Here is a 14,045-nt window from a genome sequence, read left to right as displayed (position 1 = left end):
GACCAAGTCCAAAGGAGAAGCAATGGCTGTTCGCACCCTCTCCCGCCCCGACGCCTACGCCGACGCGCCCGAGAAGAAGGTCACGCTCTACCTGCTGATGCTGGGCTTCGTGGCGCTGCTCATCGGGTCGCTGTTCGGGCCCCTGCAAGCGCTCAACTACTCCAACATCGACCTCTACCCCTTCCTGCGGCCCCTGGTGCAGTCGTACTACCAGGGGCTCACCCTGCACGGCGTGCTCAACGCCATCGTCTTCACCCAGCTCTTCGCCCAGGCGGTGCTGCTGTACCTCCCGGCCCGCTCGCTGGGGCTGCGGCCCAACATGACCCTGGCCTGGGTTTCGTGGTGGATGGCCTTCGTGGGGCTGGCCGTCGCCGCGATCCCGCTGCTGGGCAACGAGGCCACCGTGCTCTACACCTTCTACCCGCCGCTCAAGGGGCACTGGGCCTTCTACGTGGGGGCCGCCGTCTTCGTGCTCTCGAGCTGGGTCACGGGCTGGCTGGTGCTCGAGATGTGGCTGCGCTGGAAACGCGCCAACCCCGGCCGGATCACCCCGCTCCCCGCCTACATGAGCGTGGTCCACTGGCTGATGTGGTTCCTGGCCTCCTTGGGCCTGGTGGTCGAGGTGGCGGTGTTCCTCATCCCCTGGTCCTTCGGCTGGATCGAGGGCGTAGACCCCCTGCTGGCCCGCACCCTCTTCTGGTTCACCGGGCACGCCATCGTCTACTTCTGGCTGCTGCCGGTCTACGTCATCGCCTACACCGTCCTGCCGCGCCAGGCGGGGGGCAAGCTGGTCTCCGACCCGCTGGCGCGGGTGGTGTTCCTGCTCTTCCTGCTCTTCTCGACCCCCGTGGGCTTCCACCACCAGTTCTCCGACCCCGGCATCTCCAACTTCTGGAAGTGGGTCCACACCATCCTGACCATGATGGTGGCCCTGCCCAGCCTGCTCACCGCCTTCACCATCGCGGCGAGCCTCGAGGTCGCCGGGCGGGCTCGGGGCGGCAAGGGCCTGCTGGGCTGGGTTTGGGCGCTGCCCTGGAACAACCCCAGCGTGCTGGCCTTCCTGCTGGGCTTCATCCTGTTCATCCCCGGCGGGGCCGGGGGCATGGTCAACGCCAGCTTCACCCTCAACCAGGGCGTGCACAACACCACCTGGATCTCGGGGCACTTCCACATGCAAGTCGCCGGGCTGGTGGCGATGGGCGCGATGGGCGCGGCCTTCTGGCTGATCCCGCACCTCACGGGCAAGCCTTTGGTGAGGCCGGGGCTAGCCTGGGCCTCGATGTGGCTGTGGTTCATCGGCATGTTCATCATGACCTTCGCCCTGCACTGGATGGGCTTCCTCTACGGGGTGCCGCGCCGCTCCTACATCGCCGAGGTGCCCGAGGCCTACGCCGGGGCGGGCCCCTGGATGGTGCTCAACGCCATCTCGGGGGTCATCCTCTTCGTCTCCATCATCTTTTTCTTCTACGTGATCTTCGCCACCGCCCTGCAGCGGCGGCGCGACTTTTCCCAGGTGCAGGAGATCCCCTTCGCCGAGGCCATCTCCAAGCCCGAGGGCAACTCGCTGGCGCTGCTGGCCGAGCGGGTGTGGCTGTGGTTCGCGGTGGCGGCGGGGCTGGTGCTGGTGGCCTATGGGCCGGTGCTGGTGGGGATGTTGGTCAATCTCAACCCGGTGCCGGGGGTGCGGTTGTGGTGAGGGTAGAGGAAAGACAGCCGATAGCGGATAGCCGATGGCCGAACGCTGAACGCCAAACGCTAAACGCCAAACGCTAAACGCCAAACGCCAAACGCAAAACGCGAGACGCAAAACGCGGGACGCAAAACGCGGGACACCTTGGCCCTAGGCCCTCGACGCCGGCGGGGAGGGAAGGGGAGGGGTCAACCTTAACCGTTTAGTTGGTAGCCGGGCTAGGCTGGGTGGGTTAGGCTGGGGGCCTCTTTGGAAGGTCTCTGCCCAGCAGGCGTGCCTGTGTGGCTTGGGTGTGGTTCCTCTCAGGGGCGGAAAGGCGGGCGAGATGAGCACGAGAGCGGCACCGGGGGGGTGGGTCATCCTCTTGATCGACGATGATCCTTCCCACCGCAGCTTCTTGGGGCGCACCCTGGGCTACGTAGGTTACCGGGTGCTGGTGGCCTCGAGCGGCCTCGAGGGCCTCGCCCTGGCCCGGCGCGAGCGGCCCGACCTCGTCCTGCTCGACCTGATGATGCCGGGGATGAGCGGCTTCGAGGTGGCCGAGCGGCTGCGGGAGGAGGGTTTCGGCGGGTCCATCGTCTTCATCAGCGCCCGCGACGAGGCCGAGGTCTTCGAGCGGGCCGAGCACCTGGGGATGCCCCTGCTGGTCAAGCCCGTCGATCTCGACGCCCTGCTCTCGGCGGTGGCGTGGGGTGTCCGTCCTCCGCCTTAGGATTTCCTCCAGGCTCAGCCCTGTCTCAGCTACGCGGTTCAGCCTAAGGTCCGGGGGAATGGGGGAGCGATGGACGACGGAAAGGCGGCCGGGGAGCCGACCCCTGCGCTGGAGAACGACTTCCGCCTGATGTTCGAGGCGGCGGGGGTGGGGATGGTCCAGGTCGATCCTTTCACCACCCGCTTCCTGAGGGTCAACCGCTGCTTCGCCGAGATGACGGGCTATGCCGCGGAGGAGCTGCTGGGGATGAGTGCGCTCGAGCTCACCCACCCCGACGACCGCGACCGCGACCGGGCCGAGTGGGAGAAGACCCTTTGGGGCGAGTCGCCGCAGTTCGCCATCGAGAAGCGCTACGTGCGCAAGGACGGCGGGGTGATCTGGGTGAGCGTGGTGGCGACGGTCCTGCGCGACGCCGAGAACCACCCCCTGCGCGCCGTGTCCACCGTCGAGGACATCACCGAGCGCAAGCGGGCGGAAGAGCGGCTGGTGGAGTCGGAGGCCCGCTTCCGCACCCTGAGCGAGGGTTTGCCGCTCATCGTCAGCCTGGTTCACGCCGACGGGCGCATCGAGTACGTCAACCCCTGGTGGAGCGCGTTCAGCGGGCGCTCGCCCGAGGACTTCATCAACGGGGGCTGGCTCGAGGCCCTCCACCCCGGCGACCGGGCGGCCATGCTCGAGGGCTGGCAGACTGCGCTGGCGACCGGCCAGCCCTACGAGTACGAGTTCCGCGCCAGGGCCAAAGACGGCACCTACCGCTGGCTGTTCGCCCGCGGGGTTCCCATCCGCAACGACGCAGGGGAGATCACCCGCTGGGTCAACACCGCCCTCGACATCCACGACCGCAAGGAAGCCGAGGAGGCCCTGCGGGCGAGCGAGGAGCGGCTGGCGGCCATCCTCGAGCAACTCCCCGTCGGGGTGGGCCTGATGGACACCGAGGGGCGCTGGGTGCTGCGCAACGCCGCGCTCACCCGCTTCGTGGGCAAGACCATCCCCTCACGCGACCCCGAGGCCTTGAAGCGCTGGCAGGTCTGGGACGCCCTGGGGCGCCCGCTGGGGCCCACCGAGTGGCCGGGCGCGAGGGCGCTGCGCGGCAAAGCCGTGAGCCCCGGGACGGACATGCTCTACACCGCCCCCGACGGCACGCAGGCGTGGACGCGGGTCAGCGCCGCCCCCTTCCGCGACCCGGCGGGTGAGATTGCCGGGGCCATCGCCGTGGTCGAGGACGTTACCCTCCGCAAGCGGGCGGAGGAGGCCCTGCGGGCGAGCGAGGAGCGGCAGTCCTTCCTGCTGCAACTCACCGACGCGGTGCGCCCCCTGGCCGACCCGGCGGCGATCCAGGGCGAGGCCTGCCGCCTCCTGGCCGAGCGGCTGGGGGTGGAGCGGGCCTACTACGTCGAGGTCGACGAGGAAGCGGGGGTAGCGAGCGTCGAACGGGACTTCGTGCGCGGCGGCGTACCCTCGCTGGCCGGCAAGCACAAGGTCGCCGACTTCTCCTGGTCGGTCGAGATACTCCGCCGCGGGGAGTGCCACGTCATCGCCAACACCCAGGCCTCACCCCTGGTTCCCCCGGCCGCCCGACCGGCCTCGGCGGCGCTCCGGATCATCGCCTGCATGGGCGCGCCGCTCATCAAGGCGGGCCGTCTGGTGGGCGCGCTCTGCGTCACGGATTCTCAGCCGCGCGAGTGGTCCGAGGACGAGGTGGACCTGCTGCGTGAGGTGGGCGAGCGCATCTGGGCGGCGGTCGAGCGGGCCAAGGCCGAGCGAGCCCTGCGCGAGTCGGAAGCGCGCTTGCAGCGAGTGATCTCCCTCGAGACCGTCGGCGTGCTGTTCTTCGACCCGCAGGGCGTTTTTATCGACGCCAACGACGCCTTCTTGAGGATGAGCGGCCTCACCCGCGAGCAGATCGCGCAGCGGCAGGTCGGCACCGCCGACGTGACCTTGCCGGAGTGGATGCCACGCACCCAGGAGGGCTTCAGGGAGCTGCGCGAGACCGGGCGGCTCAGCCCCTACGAGAAAGAGCTGCGCCGCCCCGACGGCTCGCGCTGGTGGGGGCTCTTCGCCGGGGCCCGGCTCAGCGAGCGCGAGAACGTCGAGTTCGTCATCGACATCACCGAGCGCAAGCGGGCCGAGCAGGACCGGGCCTGGCTGGCCGCCTTGGTCGAGTCGACCAGCGACGCCGTCGTGAGCTTCGACCTCGAGCGCGTGGTGCTGAGCTGGAACCCGGCCGCCGAGCGGATGTTCGGCTACGCCGCCGACGAGGCCGTGGGGCAAGGGCTCGAGCGCTTCGTCCCGGCGGGCCTCGAGCCCGAGCAGGCCGCCATCGTCGAGCGGGTGAGGCAGGGGGAGCACGTGGTCCAGCACGAGACATTCCGCCTGCACAAGGACGGCACGCCGGTGCCGGTCTCGCTCACCGTCTCCCCGATCAAGGACGAGCACGGCGCGGTGATCGCCGCGACCGCCATCGTCCAGGACATCCGCGAGCGCAAGCGGGCCGAGGCCGCGCTGCTGGAGAGCCGCGAGCGGCTGGCGCTGACGCTGGAGGCCGGGAGCCTGGGCATCTGGGACTCCGACCTCCTGACCCACCACACCTACTGGTCGCCCGAGCAGGAGCGGCTGTTCGGCCTCGAGCCCGGCAGCTTCGACGGGGGCTTCAGCGAGCGGCTGCACCCCGACGACCGCGAGCGGGTGCTGCGCCGGCTGGCCGAGGTGCGGGCGGCGGGCGGGGACTACGAGGACGAGTACCGGGTGGTCTGGCCCGACGGCACGGTGCGCTGGCTGGCCGCGCGGGGGCGGGTCTACCGCGACCCGCAGGGCCAGGCGGTGCGCATCCTGGGGGTCAACTTCGACATCACCCGGCGCAAGGAGGCCGAGGAGCAGTTGCGCGCGAGCGAGGCCCGCCTCCAGGCCCTGGTCGAGGCCCAGAAGCGCTTCGTGGCCGACGCCTCCCACGAGCTGCGCGCCCCTTTGATGGCGATCCAGGGCAACCTCGAGCTCGTCTGCCGCTTCCCCCAGCTCCCCGAGGAGGAGCACCGGGCCGCGCTCGAGGACGCGCGAAACGAGGCCAACCGCATGACCCGCCTGGTCAACGACCTGCTGATTTTGGCCAGGGGCGACGCCGGGACGCGGCTGCGCCTGGAGTCGCTCGACCTCGGCGAGGTCCTGCGCGAGGCGCTCGCCGAAGCCCAGCACTTCGCCCGGGGGCGCGCGCTCGAGGCCGAGCTGCCCGGGCGGCTGGGCCTGCGCGGCGACCGCGACCGCATCAAGCAACTCGCCCTGATCCTGCTGGAGAACGCCCTCAAGTACACCCCCGAGGGCGGGAAGGTGCGCCTGGAGCTCGCGAAGGACGGCCGCTGGGCCGAGCTGCGGGTGCGGGACACCGGCATCGGCATCGCCGCGGAGCACCTGCCCCACGTCTTCGAGCGCTTCTGGCGCGCCGACCGGGCCCGGGCGCGCGGCGAGGACCCCGGGGGCACGGGGCTGGGCCTGTCCATCGCCCGCTGGATCGTGGAACAGCACGGCGGGAGGATCTGGCTCGAGAGCGAGGTCGGCAAGGGCACCACCGCCATCGTCCGGCTGCCTTTGGGGGCGGAGATGTAGGTTAGCGGTCAGCCATCAGCCGTCAGCTTGTGGCTCGTGGCTGTAGTAGAAAGACGCCCCACCCCGTCCCTCCCCGCCCGCGGGGAGGGTTTATCCCCCCCAACCCCCCTTGCTAAGGGGGGTGACAAGGCGTTTTGCGTCTGGCGTACGACGTACGACCCGTATCAGACGTACGACCCGCGTTAGGCGTTGGGCGTTCGGCTATCAGCTATGGGCATCCGCCCACCATCATCAAGTGTTAATATCGGTCGGCAAACCCCATTCCCATCGCTTTTTTTCGGCATTCACACTCAGCATCGGCTCAGCCGGGGCTAGGCGTTGCATCAGTTCGGACCCATAGCGTTGCATTACGACCCACCGGTTGGAGGCGTTTCGCCGTACGGGCGAGCGGCCGCCCATGGGGGAGTGCAAGAGAGACTTTTCCTGACCAGGAGAGCCTCGGAACGAGGTTTTTTGTGCCTATGAACACCGACCCGAACACTCACCCCACAGGCATGCGGGTGTTGGAAACCCAGGTATACCGGGGCCCTAACCCCTACGGCTACTACCCGATGATCCGCTTCAAGCTCGACCTGGGGCGGCTCGAGGGCTACCCCACCTCGCGCCTGGAGGGTTTTACGGCGCGGCTGGTGGCCCTCGTGCCGAGCCTGCAAAGCCACGGGTGCTCCTACGGGCACCCGGGCGGCTTCATCCGGCGCATGGAGGAGGGGACTTGGCTGGGGCACGTGACCGAGCACGTCGCGCTCGAGCTGCAGACCCTCGCCGGGACCCCCGTCACCTACGGCAAGACCCGCAGCACCGGCGAGCGCGAGGGGGTCTACAACGTGCTGTACTCCTACCGCGAGGAGCGGGTGGGGTTGCTGGCCGGCTGGCTGGCCCTGCGGCTGGTGAACTCGCTGCTGCCGCTCGAGCTCCGGGGCGTGGGGGGGCTGGACCTGCTGGTGCCGCGCGGCACGCGGCCCCTGGCCGAGGAGGGGGCCGCCTTCGACTTCCAGGCCGAGCTCGAGGCCCTCATCCGCCTGGCCGAGCGGCTGGCGCTGGGGCCCACCACCCGCTCGCTGGTCGAGGAGGCCGAGCGGCGGGGCATCCCCGCCATCCGCCTCGACGACGAGAGCCTGGTGCAGTTCGGCTACGGCAAGTACCAGCAGCGCGTGCGCGCCAGCGTGACCTCCAAAACCTCACAGATCGCCGTGGAGGCGGCCAAGGACAAGTCGCTCACCAACCGCCTGCTGCTCACCGCCGGGCTGCCCATCCCCGAGGGGGCGGTGGTCAGCAGCGCCGAGGAGGCGGTGGCGGAGGCCGAGCGGCTGGGCTACCCGGTGGTCACCAAGCCCCTCGACGGCAACCACGGGCGCGGCGTCTCGACCAACCTCACCACCCCCGAGGCGGTGCGCTGGGGCTTCGAGCAGGCCGCGGCCCACGGGCCGGAGGTGCTCGTCGAGCGCTACTTCCGGGGCAAAGACTACCGGGTGCTGGTGGTGGGCGGGGAGGTGGTGGCGGTGGCTGAGCGGGTCCCGGCCCACGTCGTGGGCGACGGGGAGCACACCATCGCCCAGCTCGTCGAGATCACCAACGCCGACCCCCGGCGCGGGGTAGGGCACGAGAAGGTGCTGACCCGCATCAAGCTCGACCCGCAGGTGGAGCGGCTGCTCGAGCAGTCGGGTTACACCCTGAACAGCGTGCCCAAGGCCGGGGAGATGGTCTACCTGCGCGCCACGGCCAACCTCTCCACCGGCGGCACCGCCATCGACCGCACCGACGAGATCCACCCCGACAACGCCGATATCGCCCGCCGGGCCGCGCTGGTCATCGGGCTCGACGTGGCGGGCATCGACTTCGTGGCCCCCGACATCCGGCGCTCGGTGCGCGAGACGGGCGGCGGCATCGTGGAGGTCAACGCTGGGCCCGGCTTCCGCATGCACCTCCAGCCCTCCGAGGGCAGGCCCCGCAACGTGGCCGCGCCGGTGCTGGACATGCTCTTCCCTGCCGGCACCCCCTGCCGCATCCCCGTGGTGGCGATCACCGGCACCAACGGCAAGACCACCACCAGCCGCATGGTGGCGGCCATCCTCAAAAAGCACGGCTACCGCGTGGGCCTCACCACCTCCACCGGCATCTACATCGACGACCGGCTCTACCTCAAGGGCGACACCACCGGGCCCAAGAGCGCGCGGGTGGTGCTCTCCGACCCCACCATCGACGCGGCGGTGCTCGAGACCGCCCGCGGGGGCATCCTGCGCGAGGGCCTGGGCTTCGACCGCTGCACGGTGGGCGCGGTGCTCAACGTCCAGGCCGACCACCTGGGCCTGCGCGGGGTGGAGACGGTGGAGGACCTGGCCTGGGTGAAGTCGCTGGTGGTGGAGGTGGTGGCCGACGACGGGCACAGCGTGCTCAACGCCGACGACCCCCTCACCCACAAGATGCGCCGCCGCGCCGGGGGGCGGTTGGTGCTGTTCTCGATGCAGGGCGGGGAGAGCTGCCCCGGCCACCTCAAGGAGCACGTGGACGCGGGCGGCGTGGCGGTGGTGCGCCAGCCCGGGATCAAGGGCGACCTCATCGCGGTATACGACGGCGACGGCTACCACCCGGTGATCTGGGCGCACGAGATCCCCGCCACCTTGGGCGGGGCCGCGGTGGTCAACGTGCAGAACGCCCTCGCCGCCACCGCCATCGCCTACAGCGTGGGGGTGCCGGTCGAGGCCATCGCCGCGGCGCTGGCCGAGTTCAGGAGCACCTTCGAGCAGAACCCGGGGCGGCTCAACGTCTACGAGGGCCACCCCTTCAAGGTGGTGCTCGACTACGGGCACAACCCGGCCGGCCTCGAGCCCATGGTCGAGCTGGTGCGCCGCCTCAAGGGCGACGGCCGGGCCATCGGGGTGGTGAGCGTGGCGGGCGACCGCCGTGACGCGGACATGATCGAGGTCGGGCGCATCGCCGCGCGCACCTTCGACGAGGTGATCCTGCGCGAGGACACCAAGGACCGCCGCGGCCGCCGCGAGGGCGAGATCGCCGCGCTGCTGCGCCGGGGGGTGCTCGAGGGCGGCATGCCCGAGGGCGCGGTCAGCGTGATCCTGGAGGAGACGGAGGCCCTGCAGGCCGCGCTGCGCCGCGCCCGGCCGGGCGACTTGGTGGTGCACTTCGCCACCGAGGTCGACGAGGCCTGGCGGGTCATCCGCGAGTTCATCCCCGCTTCCGACGCGCCGCGGGGCGAGCAGCCGAGCGTCGGGCAGGGGCAGGGGCAGGCATGAGGCCGGCCGTCATCATCCACGGCGGGGCCGAGGCCATCCCCGAGGAGCAGAGGGAGGCCTTCCGGCGGGGCCTGGGGCAGGCGGTCGAGGCGGGCTGGGAGGTGCTCGAGGCGGGCGGCAGCGCGGTGGACGCGGTGGAGGCCGCCGTCCGGGTGATGGAGGCGGCCCCCGTCTTCAACGCGGGGCGCGGCTCGATGCTCAACGCCGACGGCGAGGTGGAGATGGACGCCGGGCTGATGGAGGGTGAGGGCCTCAACGTCGGGGCGGTGGGCGCCATCCAGGGGGTGCGCCACCCCGTCTCGGTGGCGCGGGCCCTGCTCTACGAGGAGCCCATCCTGCTCGTCTCCGACGGCGCGCGGCGCTTCGCCCAGGAGCGCCACGCCGAGCTGTGCGACCCCGAGGCGCTCATCACCTTCGAGCGGCTGCGCGAGTGGGAGCAGAAGCAGCGCACCAACAACACCGTGGGGTGCGTGGCCCTCGACCGGGAGGGCCACCTGGCCGCCGGGGTCTCCACCGGCGGCACCGGCGACAACCCCAAGGGCCGCCTGGGCGACAGCCCCCTGCCGGGCTGCGGCTTCTACGCCGACGACCGGCTCGGCGGCACGGCCCTCACCGGTGACGGCGAGCAGATCGCGCGGGTGGTGCTCGCCAGGACCGCCGTCGAGTTTTTGCGCCAGCACGCGCCCGAGGAGGCGGCGGTGATGGCGCTGCAGGTGCTGGGGCGCGTGGGCGGGGAGGCCGGGATCATCGTGCTCGACACGCAGGGCCGGGTGGGCTGGGCCCACAACTCGCCCAACATGGCCTGCGCCTACCGCACCGCCGCGATGGCCGCTCCCAAGGTCTACCTTTCCAAGCAGGAGGAGGCCGCCGATGCCCAAGCGCAAGCCTGAGCCCGTCAGCCGCGCCACCCACGGGCGCGGGGTGCTGATCGTCATCGGGGGCCACGAGGACAAGGAGGGCGACCGGGTCATCCTCAAGGAGGTGGCCCGGCGGGTGGGCCGGGGCCGGCTGGTGATCGCCACCGTCGGCTCGCACGACCCCGAGGGCTACTTCGACACCTACCGCGAGGCGTTCAAGGAGCTGGGGCTCGAGAAGACGGTCGAGCTCTACCTGGGGGACCGCGAGCAGGCCCACGACCCCAAGAAGCTCGAGCTGCTCGAGGGGGCCAAGGGGGTTTTCTTCACGGGGGGCGACCAGTTGCGCATCACCAGCCAGCTCGGCGACACGCCCCTCTTCGAGCGCGTCCTGGAGGTCTACAAGCGGGGCGGGGTGATCTGCGGCACCTCGGCCGGGGCCAGCGCGCTGTGCACCACCATGCTGGTGCGGGGCAACGGCGAGGAGTCGCACCGCCTGGGCACCTTGCGGATGGCGCCGGGCCTGGGGCTGGTGAAGCACATGGTCATCGACCAGCACTTCGCCGAGCGGGGCCGCATGGGCCGCCTGCTGGGCGCGGTGGCCCTCAACCCCGTCGAGCTGGGCGTGGGCATCGACGAGGACACCGCCATCGTGCTCAACAACTCCTCCTTCAGCGTGCTGGGCAGCGGGGCGGTGTACGTGGTGGACGGCTCCTCCGTGAGCTACAGCAACATCGCGGAGGGGGAGGACGAGCGCACCCTCTCCATCTTCGACGTGCGGCTCCACCTGCTCGCGCAGGGCGACGTCTTCGACCTCGCCGAGCGCCGGCCCCGAAAGGTCACGCCCCGCGAGAGGAAGCACCTGGAGGAACTCGCGGGCGGCGAGGGGGAGGGCGACGCGGCCTGAACCCGGGCCCGCGGGCTGGCCCGGCCCCATCAGCGGTCGCTCATCTGTCCCATGGCGGGTCTTCAGCCCGGCCGGGCAGACTGCCTCATGAGAGCCAAGCCCGCCCCCCCGACCTCCGGCTCGAGCCGTGGGGTCCGGGGGCGGCTGCGGAGGAGTGCATGGGACAGGTCAAGGACGTGCGCGATCTCGAGTCCGAGGAGAACCTCGCCTTCCAGGAGCGGCAGTGGGTGGTGCAGCGGGTGGCCTGGGTGGTGGTGCTGGCGCTGCTGGTCGCCGGCCTGCTGGGCCTGCTGGGCCCGGGGCCGTTGAGCCAGGTGCGCGCGGGCGACACGCCGCTCGGGCCGGCCCTCGAGTTCGACCGCTTCCTCCGCCGCGACAGCCCCACCGCCCTCACCGTGCGCAGCGCCCAGGCCTTCCCGGGCGAGGACGGCTCGAGCGAGCACCGGGTCACGTTGCCGCGGGAGTACCTCCAGGCCTTCGAGGTGCGCCAGGTGACCCCCGAGCCCGACCGGGTGGAGCAGGCGCCCGAGGGCATGCGCTACGTCTTCAAGAAGGCCCCGGACGCGCCCCCGCTCGAGGCCCGCTTCCACCTCGAGCCCCAGCGGTTGGGGCGGGTGGGCGGCCGGGTGGGGCTGGGCGAGGAGCGGCTGGACGTGTGGCAGTGGGTTTACCCGTAGCGGAGGAGCGGTATGGACTCGGTCATTCAAGCCCTGGCGGTCTACGGCTTCCTGCTGGTGCTGTTCCGGCTGGCGGGCAAGCGCTCGCTGGCACAGATCACCACCTTCGACTTCGTGCTGCTGCTCATCATCAGCGAGTCGATCCAGAACGCGCTGGTGGGGCAGGACTACTCCCTCACCCACGCCGCGCTGCTGGTGATGACGCTGGTGGGCGTGGACATCGGGCTCTCGCTGCTCAAGCAGCGCTCCCCCCGCATCGAGCGCCTGCTCGACGACGTGCCCCTGATCATCCTCGAGAACGGCAAACCCCTCAAGGACCGCATGAACAAGGCCCGCGTGGACGAGGAGGACATCCTCTCCGCCGCCCGCGAGCTGCAGGGCCTCGAGCGCCTCGACCAGATCAAGTACGCCGTGCTCGAGCGGTCGGGGGGGATCACGATCATCCCGAAGCAGCAGAAGTAGGGGCCGAACGCGAGGCGCCAAGCGTGGGGGCAGGCCCCCGTGCCTGCCCTTCTTTCGGTCCCTCTTCCCTCGCCTTGAGGGACTGGGGACAAGGCCCTGCCCGCCGGCGGGCAGGCCTCACTTACAAATTCTCGATGCTCGCCCGGATCGGCGCGACCTCGGTGCGCACGCGAACCACGCTGTAGCGTTCGCCGAAGGCAGGGCTGCCGCAGTAGCCGGCGGTCTGGCGGGTCTTGTGGAAGCCGAGCTTGACGCCCAGGGCGCTGAAGCGGGGCTCGAGGCTGCCCCGGAAGGCGATCCCGGTGGCCGAGGGGGCGGGGTTGTCGGCCAAGCGGGCCAGGAAGGGGGGCAGGGCGCGGGGGCCGAAGATGTCGGTGCTGTAGAGGTCGCAGGGGTCGTCGAGCGGCTCGGCGATGGGTTCGCGGTGGGGGTGGATGAGGAAGTTGCCGGTCGCGGGGTCGTAGCCGTCGCCGTGGGCGAGCAGGCTGACGTGGACGCCGGAGCTGTCGCGCTCGAGGAAGGTGACGTGGCTGGCCCCCACCACCTCCCAGGGGCCGCCCTCCGGTACCACCAGCGCGGTGTTCTCGTCGATGCCCACGCCCAGCGGGCAGGCGGTGTGCTCGAGGGCCTTCAAAAGCCGCCCCAGCCTTCCCCAGGCCAGGAAGTGCTGGTCCACCTGGAAGCCCACGAAGCCCAGCCCCTCCTCGAAGCAGACCACGTCGCCGTGGCCCAGCAGGCTGTCGAGGCTGGTGCCGCCGCAGATCATGGGGTCGGCCATGGCCGCGGTGCCCGCGCTGGTTCCGCCCACGCAGGCCCCTTCCGCGAACCTCCGGCGCAGCACCTCCAGCGCCGGGGTGCCCAGCAGCGCGCGGGTGATCTTGCGCTGGTCGCCCCCGCCGAAGAAGAAGCCCCCGCAGCGCTCGAGCCGCGCCAGCACCTCGGGGTCGTGGGCGCGCTGCGCCGCGTTCTCCACGGTGATGTCCACGAGCTCGGGCTCGGCCCCGTAGCGGGCGAACGCCGCGCCCAGCTTCCGCAGGCTCGCCGCCGGGTCAGGGCTGGCCGTGCCGAAGATCGCCACGCGCGGCCCCGCGTGCTCGAGGATGCGCTCGAACACCGCCTCGTTGTCGGCCTGCAAGGCCCCGCCCACCAGAACGACCGTTCCCACCAGCGAAGCTTACCCTGCGGCAGCCCCGCACGGTTGCGGATTTGAACAACGGCTCGAGGCCGCTTCTCATGCCCCTTTCTCATCCTCCGGGCCCCGGCAACCGTGAACGGCGGGCGTTTTATCGCCAGGGGGCTGTGTTATAAGTGAACCAGGATTGAAGCAAAAGCTCGAGGAGGCTGTGCATGGAAATGGTGTTTTGGTTCGGCGGAATTTTCGGGGCTATCCTATCGGTGATCAGCCTGTTCACGCTCTCGCGCAACCCCAAGATCGGCGCCGGGTTGTTGCTCGTCGGCCTGGCCCTGGCCTCGCTGCTCATCCCCTCCCTCGGCCTGTACCGCGAGACCCAGGCCTACCTGATCGTGGGGCTGGTGGGGGTGGGCCTGTTCCTGCTCGCGCTGTTCCTGCCCGCCCGGGTGCGCGGCAAGATCACCACCCTGACGGTGGGGCTGGTGCTCGCGCTGTACCTCTTCGCGGCCTTCAACGTGGCCCAGCCCTGGAACACCAACCCCGTGGCCCTGCTCAGCAACACCCCGCAGACCGCGACCGAGCCCGCGCCGCCCGTCACGCCGGAGCCGGCCCCTTCACCCGCACCCAGCGAAACGGCCCCGGCCCCCACCCCTGAACAGCCCTCCCTCACGCCCCCTCCCGGCGACCAGGGCGCCCAGCCCCTCCCGGAAAGCCCGCAGCCCCAGGCCCCGGCCCCCGAGCCCACCCCGGCCACCCCCACCCCCTC

At 70.9% G+C, this 14,045-nt stretch carries 9 protein-coding genes and 1 pseudogene; 9 read left to right on the top strand and 1 reads right to left on the bottom strand.

Going from position 1 to position 14,045, the window contains the following annotated elements:
• The first annotated feature begins 22 nt into the window (after positions 1-22).
• The 8 genes from MEICH_RS0101965 (at position 23) to MEICH_RS0101930 (ending at position 12,147) form a co-directional block, all read left to right on the top strand.
• The gene (locus MEICH_RS0101965; protein WP_027891229.1) at positions 23-1,696 is read left to right on the top strand and encodes a b(o/a)3-type cytochrome-c oxidase subunit 1; all 1,674 of its coding nucleotides are present in this window, start codon (positions 23-25) and stop codon (positions 1,694-1,696) included.
• A 319-nt stretch (positions 1,697-2,015) separates the two neighbouring features.
• On the top strand, positions 2,016-2,402 hold the full coding sequence (locus tag MEICH_RS23095; RefSeq protein ID WP_084542136.1) for a response regulator: 387 nt from the start codon (positions 2,016-2,018) through the stop codon (positions 2,400-2,402).
• A gap of 69 nt (positions 2,403-2,471) precedes the next feature.
• Positions 2,472-5,999 carry a PAS domain S-box protein gene (locus MEICH_RS0101955; RefSeq protein WP_027891228.1) on the top strand — a complete coding sequence of 1,176 codons (3,528 nt, stop codon included), beginning with the start codon at positions 2,472-2,474 and terminating at the stop codon, positions 5,997-5,999.
• 494 nt (positions 6,000-6,493) lie between these two features.
• Positions 6,494-9,247, top strand: coding sequence for a cyanophycin synthetase (gene cphA, locus MEICH_RS23090; RefSeq protein WP_036218164.1), 2,754 nt, complete (start codon positions 6,494-6,496; stop codon positions 9,245-9,247).
• Complete coding sequence (locus MEICH_RS0101945; RefSeq protein ID WP_027891227.1) at positions 9,244-10,137, top strand: isoaspartyl peptidase/L-asparaginase family protein; 894 nt, start codon at positions 9,244-9,246, stop codon at positions 10,135-10,137. The genes cphA and MEICH_RS0101945 overlap by 4 nt, the downstream gene beginning before the upstream one ends.
• Positions 10,118-11,008: a cyanophycinase gene (locus tag MEICH_RS23085; RefSeq protein WP_051303832.1), complete on the top strand. Its 891-nt coding sequence runs from the start codon at positions 10,118-10,120 to the stop codon at positions 11,006-11,008. The genes MEICH_RS0101945 and MEICH_RS23085 overlap by 20 nt, the downstream gene beginning before the upstream one ends.
• A gap of 158 nt (positions 11,009-11,166) precedes the next feature.
• Positions 11,167-11,685, top strand: coding sequence for a hypothetical protein (locus MEICH_RS23080; protein WP_051303831.1), 519 nt, complete (start codon positions 11,167-11,169; stop codon positions 11,683-11,685).
• Positions 11,686-11,697: 12 nt separating this feature from the next.
• Entirely contained in the window at positions 11,698-12,147 is a 450-nt protein-coding gene (locus MEICH_RS0101930; RefSeq protein WP_027891226.1) for a DUF421 domain-containing protein, read from the top strand.
• Positions 12,148-12,268: 121 nt separating this feature from the next.
• Here MEICH_RS0101930 and MEICH_RS26760 read toward each other — a convergent pair whose 3' ends face one another.
• Positions 12,269-13,312 carry a cyanophycinase gene (locus MEICH_RS26760; protein ID WP_027891225.1) on the bottom strand — a complete coding sequence of 348 codons (1,044 nt, stop codon included), beginning with the start codon at positions 13,310-13,312 and terminating at the stop codon, positions 12,269-12,271.
• Positions 13,313-13,494: 182 nt separating this feature from the next.
• On the opposite strand from MEICH_RS26760, the pseudogene MEICH_RS29120 reads away from it, so the two are divergent.
• Positions 13,495-14,045 (top strand): annotated as a pseudogene (locus MEICH_RS29120) (hypothetical protein); the annotation flags it as partial.

It is taken from the genome of Calidithermus chliarophilus DSM 9957 (genome assembly GCF_000430045.1).
In the GTDB taxonomy this organism is placed as follows: Bacteria; Deinococcota; Deinococci; order Deinococcales; family Thermaceae; genus Calidithermus; species Calidithermus chliarophilus.
The sequence above is the reverse complement of the archived record's forward strand: the minus strand, read 5'-3'. Positions and strand labels throughout refer to the sequence as shown.

Excerpts from the sequence above, each read along its gene's own strand:
- MEICH_RS23085 (WP_051303832.1), top strand. The coding sequence starts at position 10,118 with ATGCCCAAGCGCAAGCCTGAGCCCGTCAGCCGCGCCACCCACGGGCGC.
- MEICH_RS0101945 (WP_027891227.1), top strand. The coding sequence starts at position 9,244 with ATGAGGCCGGCCGTCATCATCCACGGCGGGGCCGAGGCCATCCCCGAG.
- MEICH_RS0101965 (WP_027891229.1), top strand. The coding sequence starts at position 23 with ATGGCTGTTCGCACCCTCTCCCGCCCCGACGCCTACGCCGACGCGCCC.
- MEICH_RS0101930 (WP_027891226.1), top strand. The coding sequence starts at position 11,698 with ATGGACTCGGTCATTCAAGCCCTGGCGGTCTACGGCTTCCTGCTGGTG.
- MEICH_RS23095 (WP_084542136.1), top strand. The coding sequence starts at position 2,016 with ATGAGCACGAGAGCGGCACCGGGGGGGTGGGTCATCCTCTTGATCGAC.
- cphA (WP_036218164.1), top strand. The coding sequence starts at position 6,494 with ATGCGGGTGTTGGAAACCCAGGTATACCGGGGCCCTAACCCCTACGGC.
- MEICH_RS23080 (WP_051303831.1), top strand. The coding sequence starts at position 11,167 with ATGGGACAGGTCAAGGACGTGCGCGATCTCGAGTCCGAGGAGAACCTC.
- MEICH_RS0101955 (WP_027891228.1), top strand. The coding sequence starts at position 2,472 with ATGGACGACGGAAAGGCGGCCGGGGAGCCGACCCCTGCGCTGGAGAAC.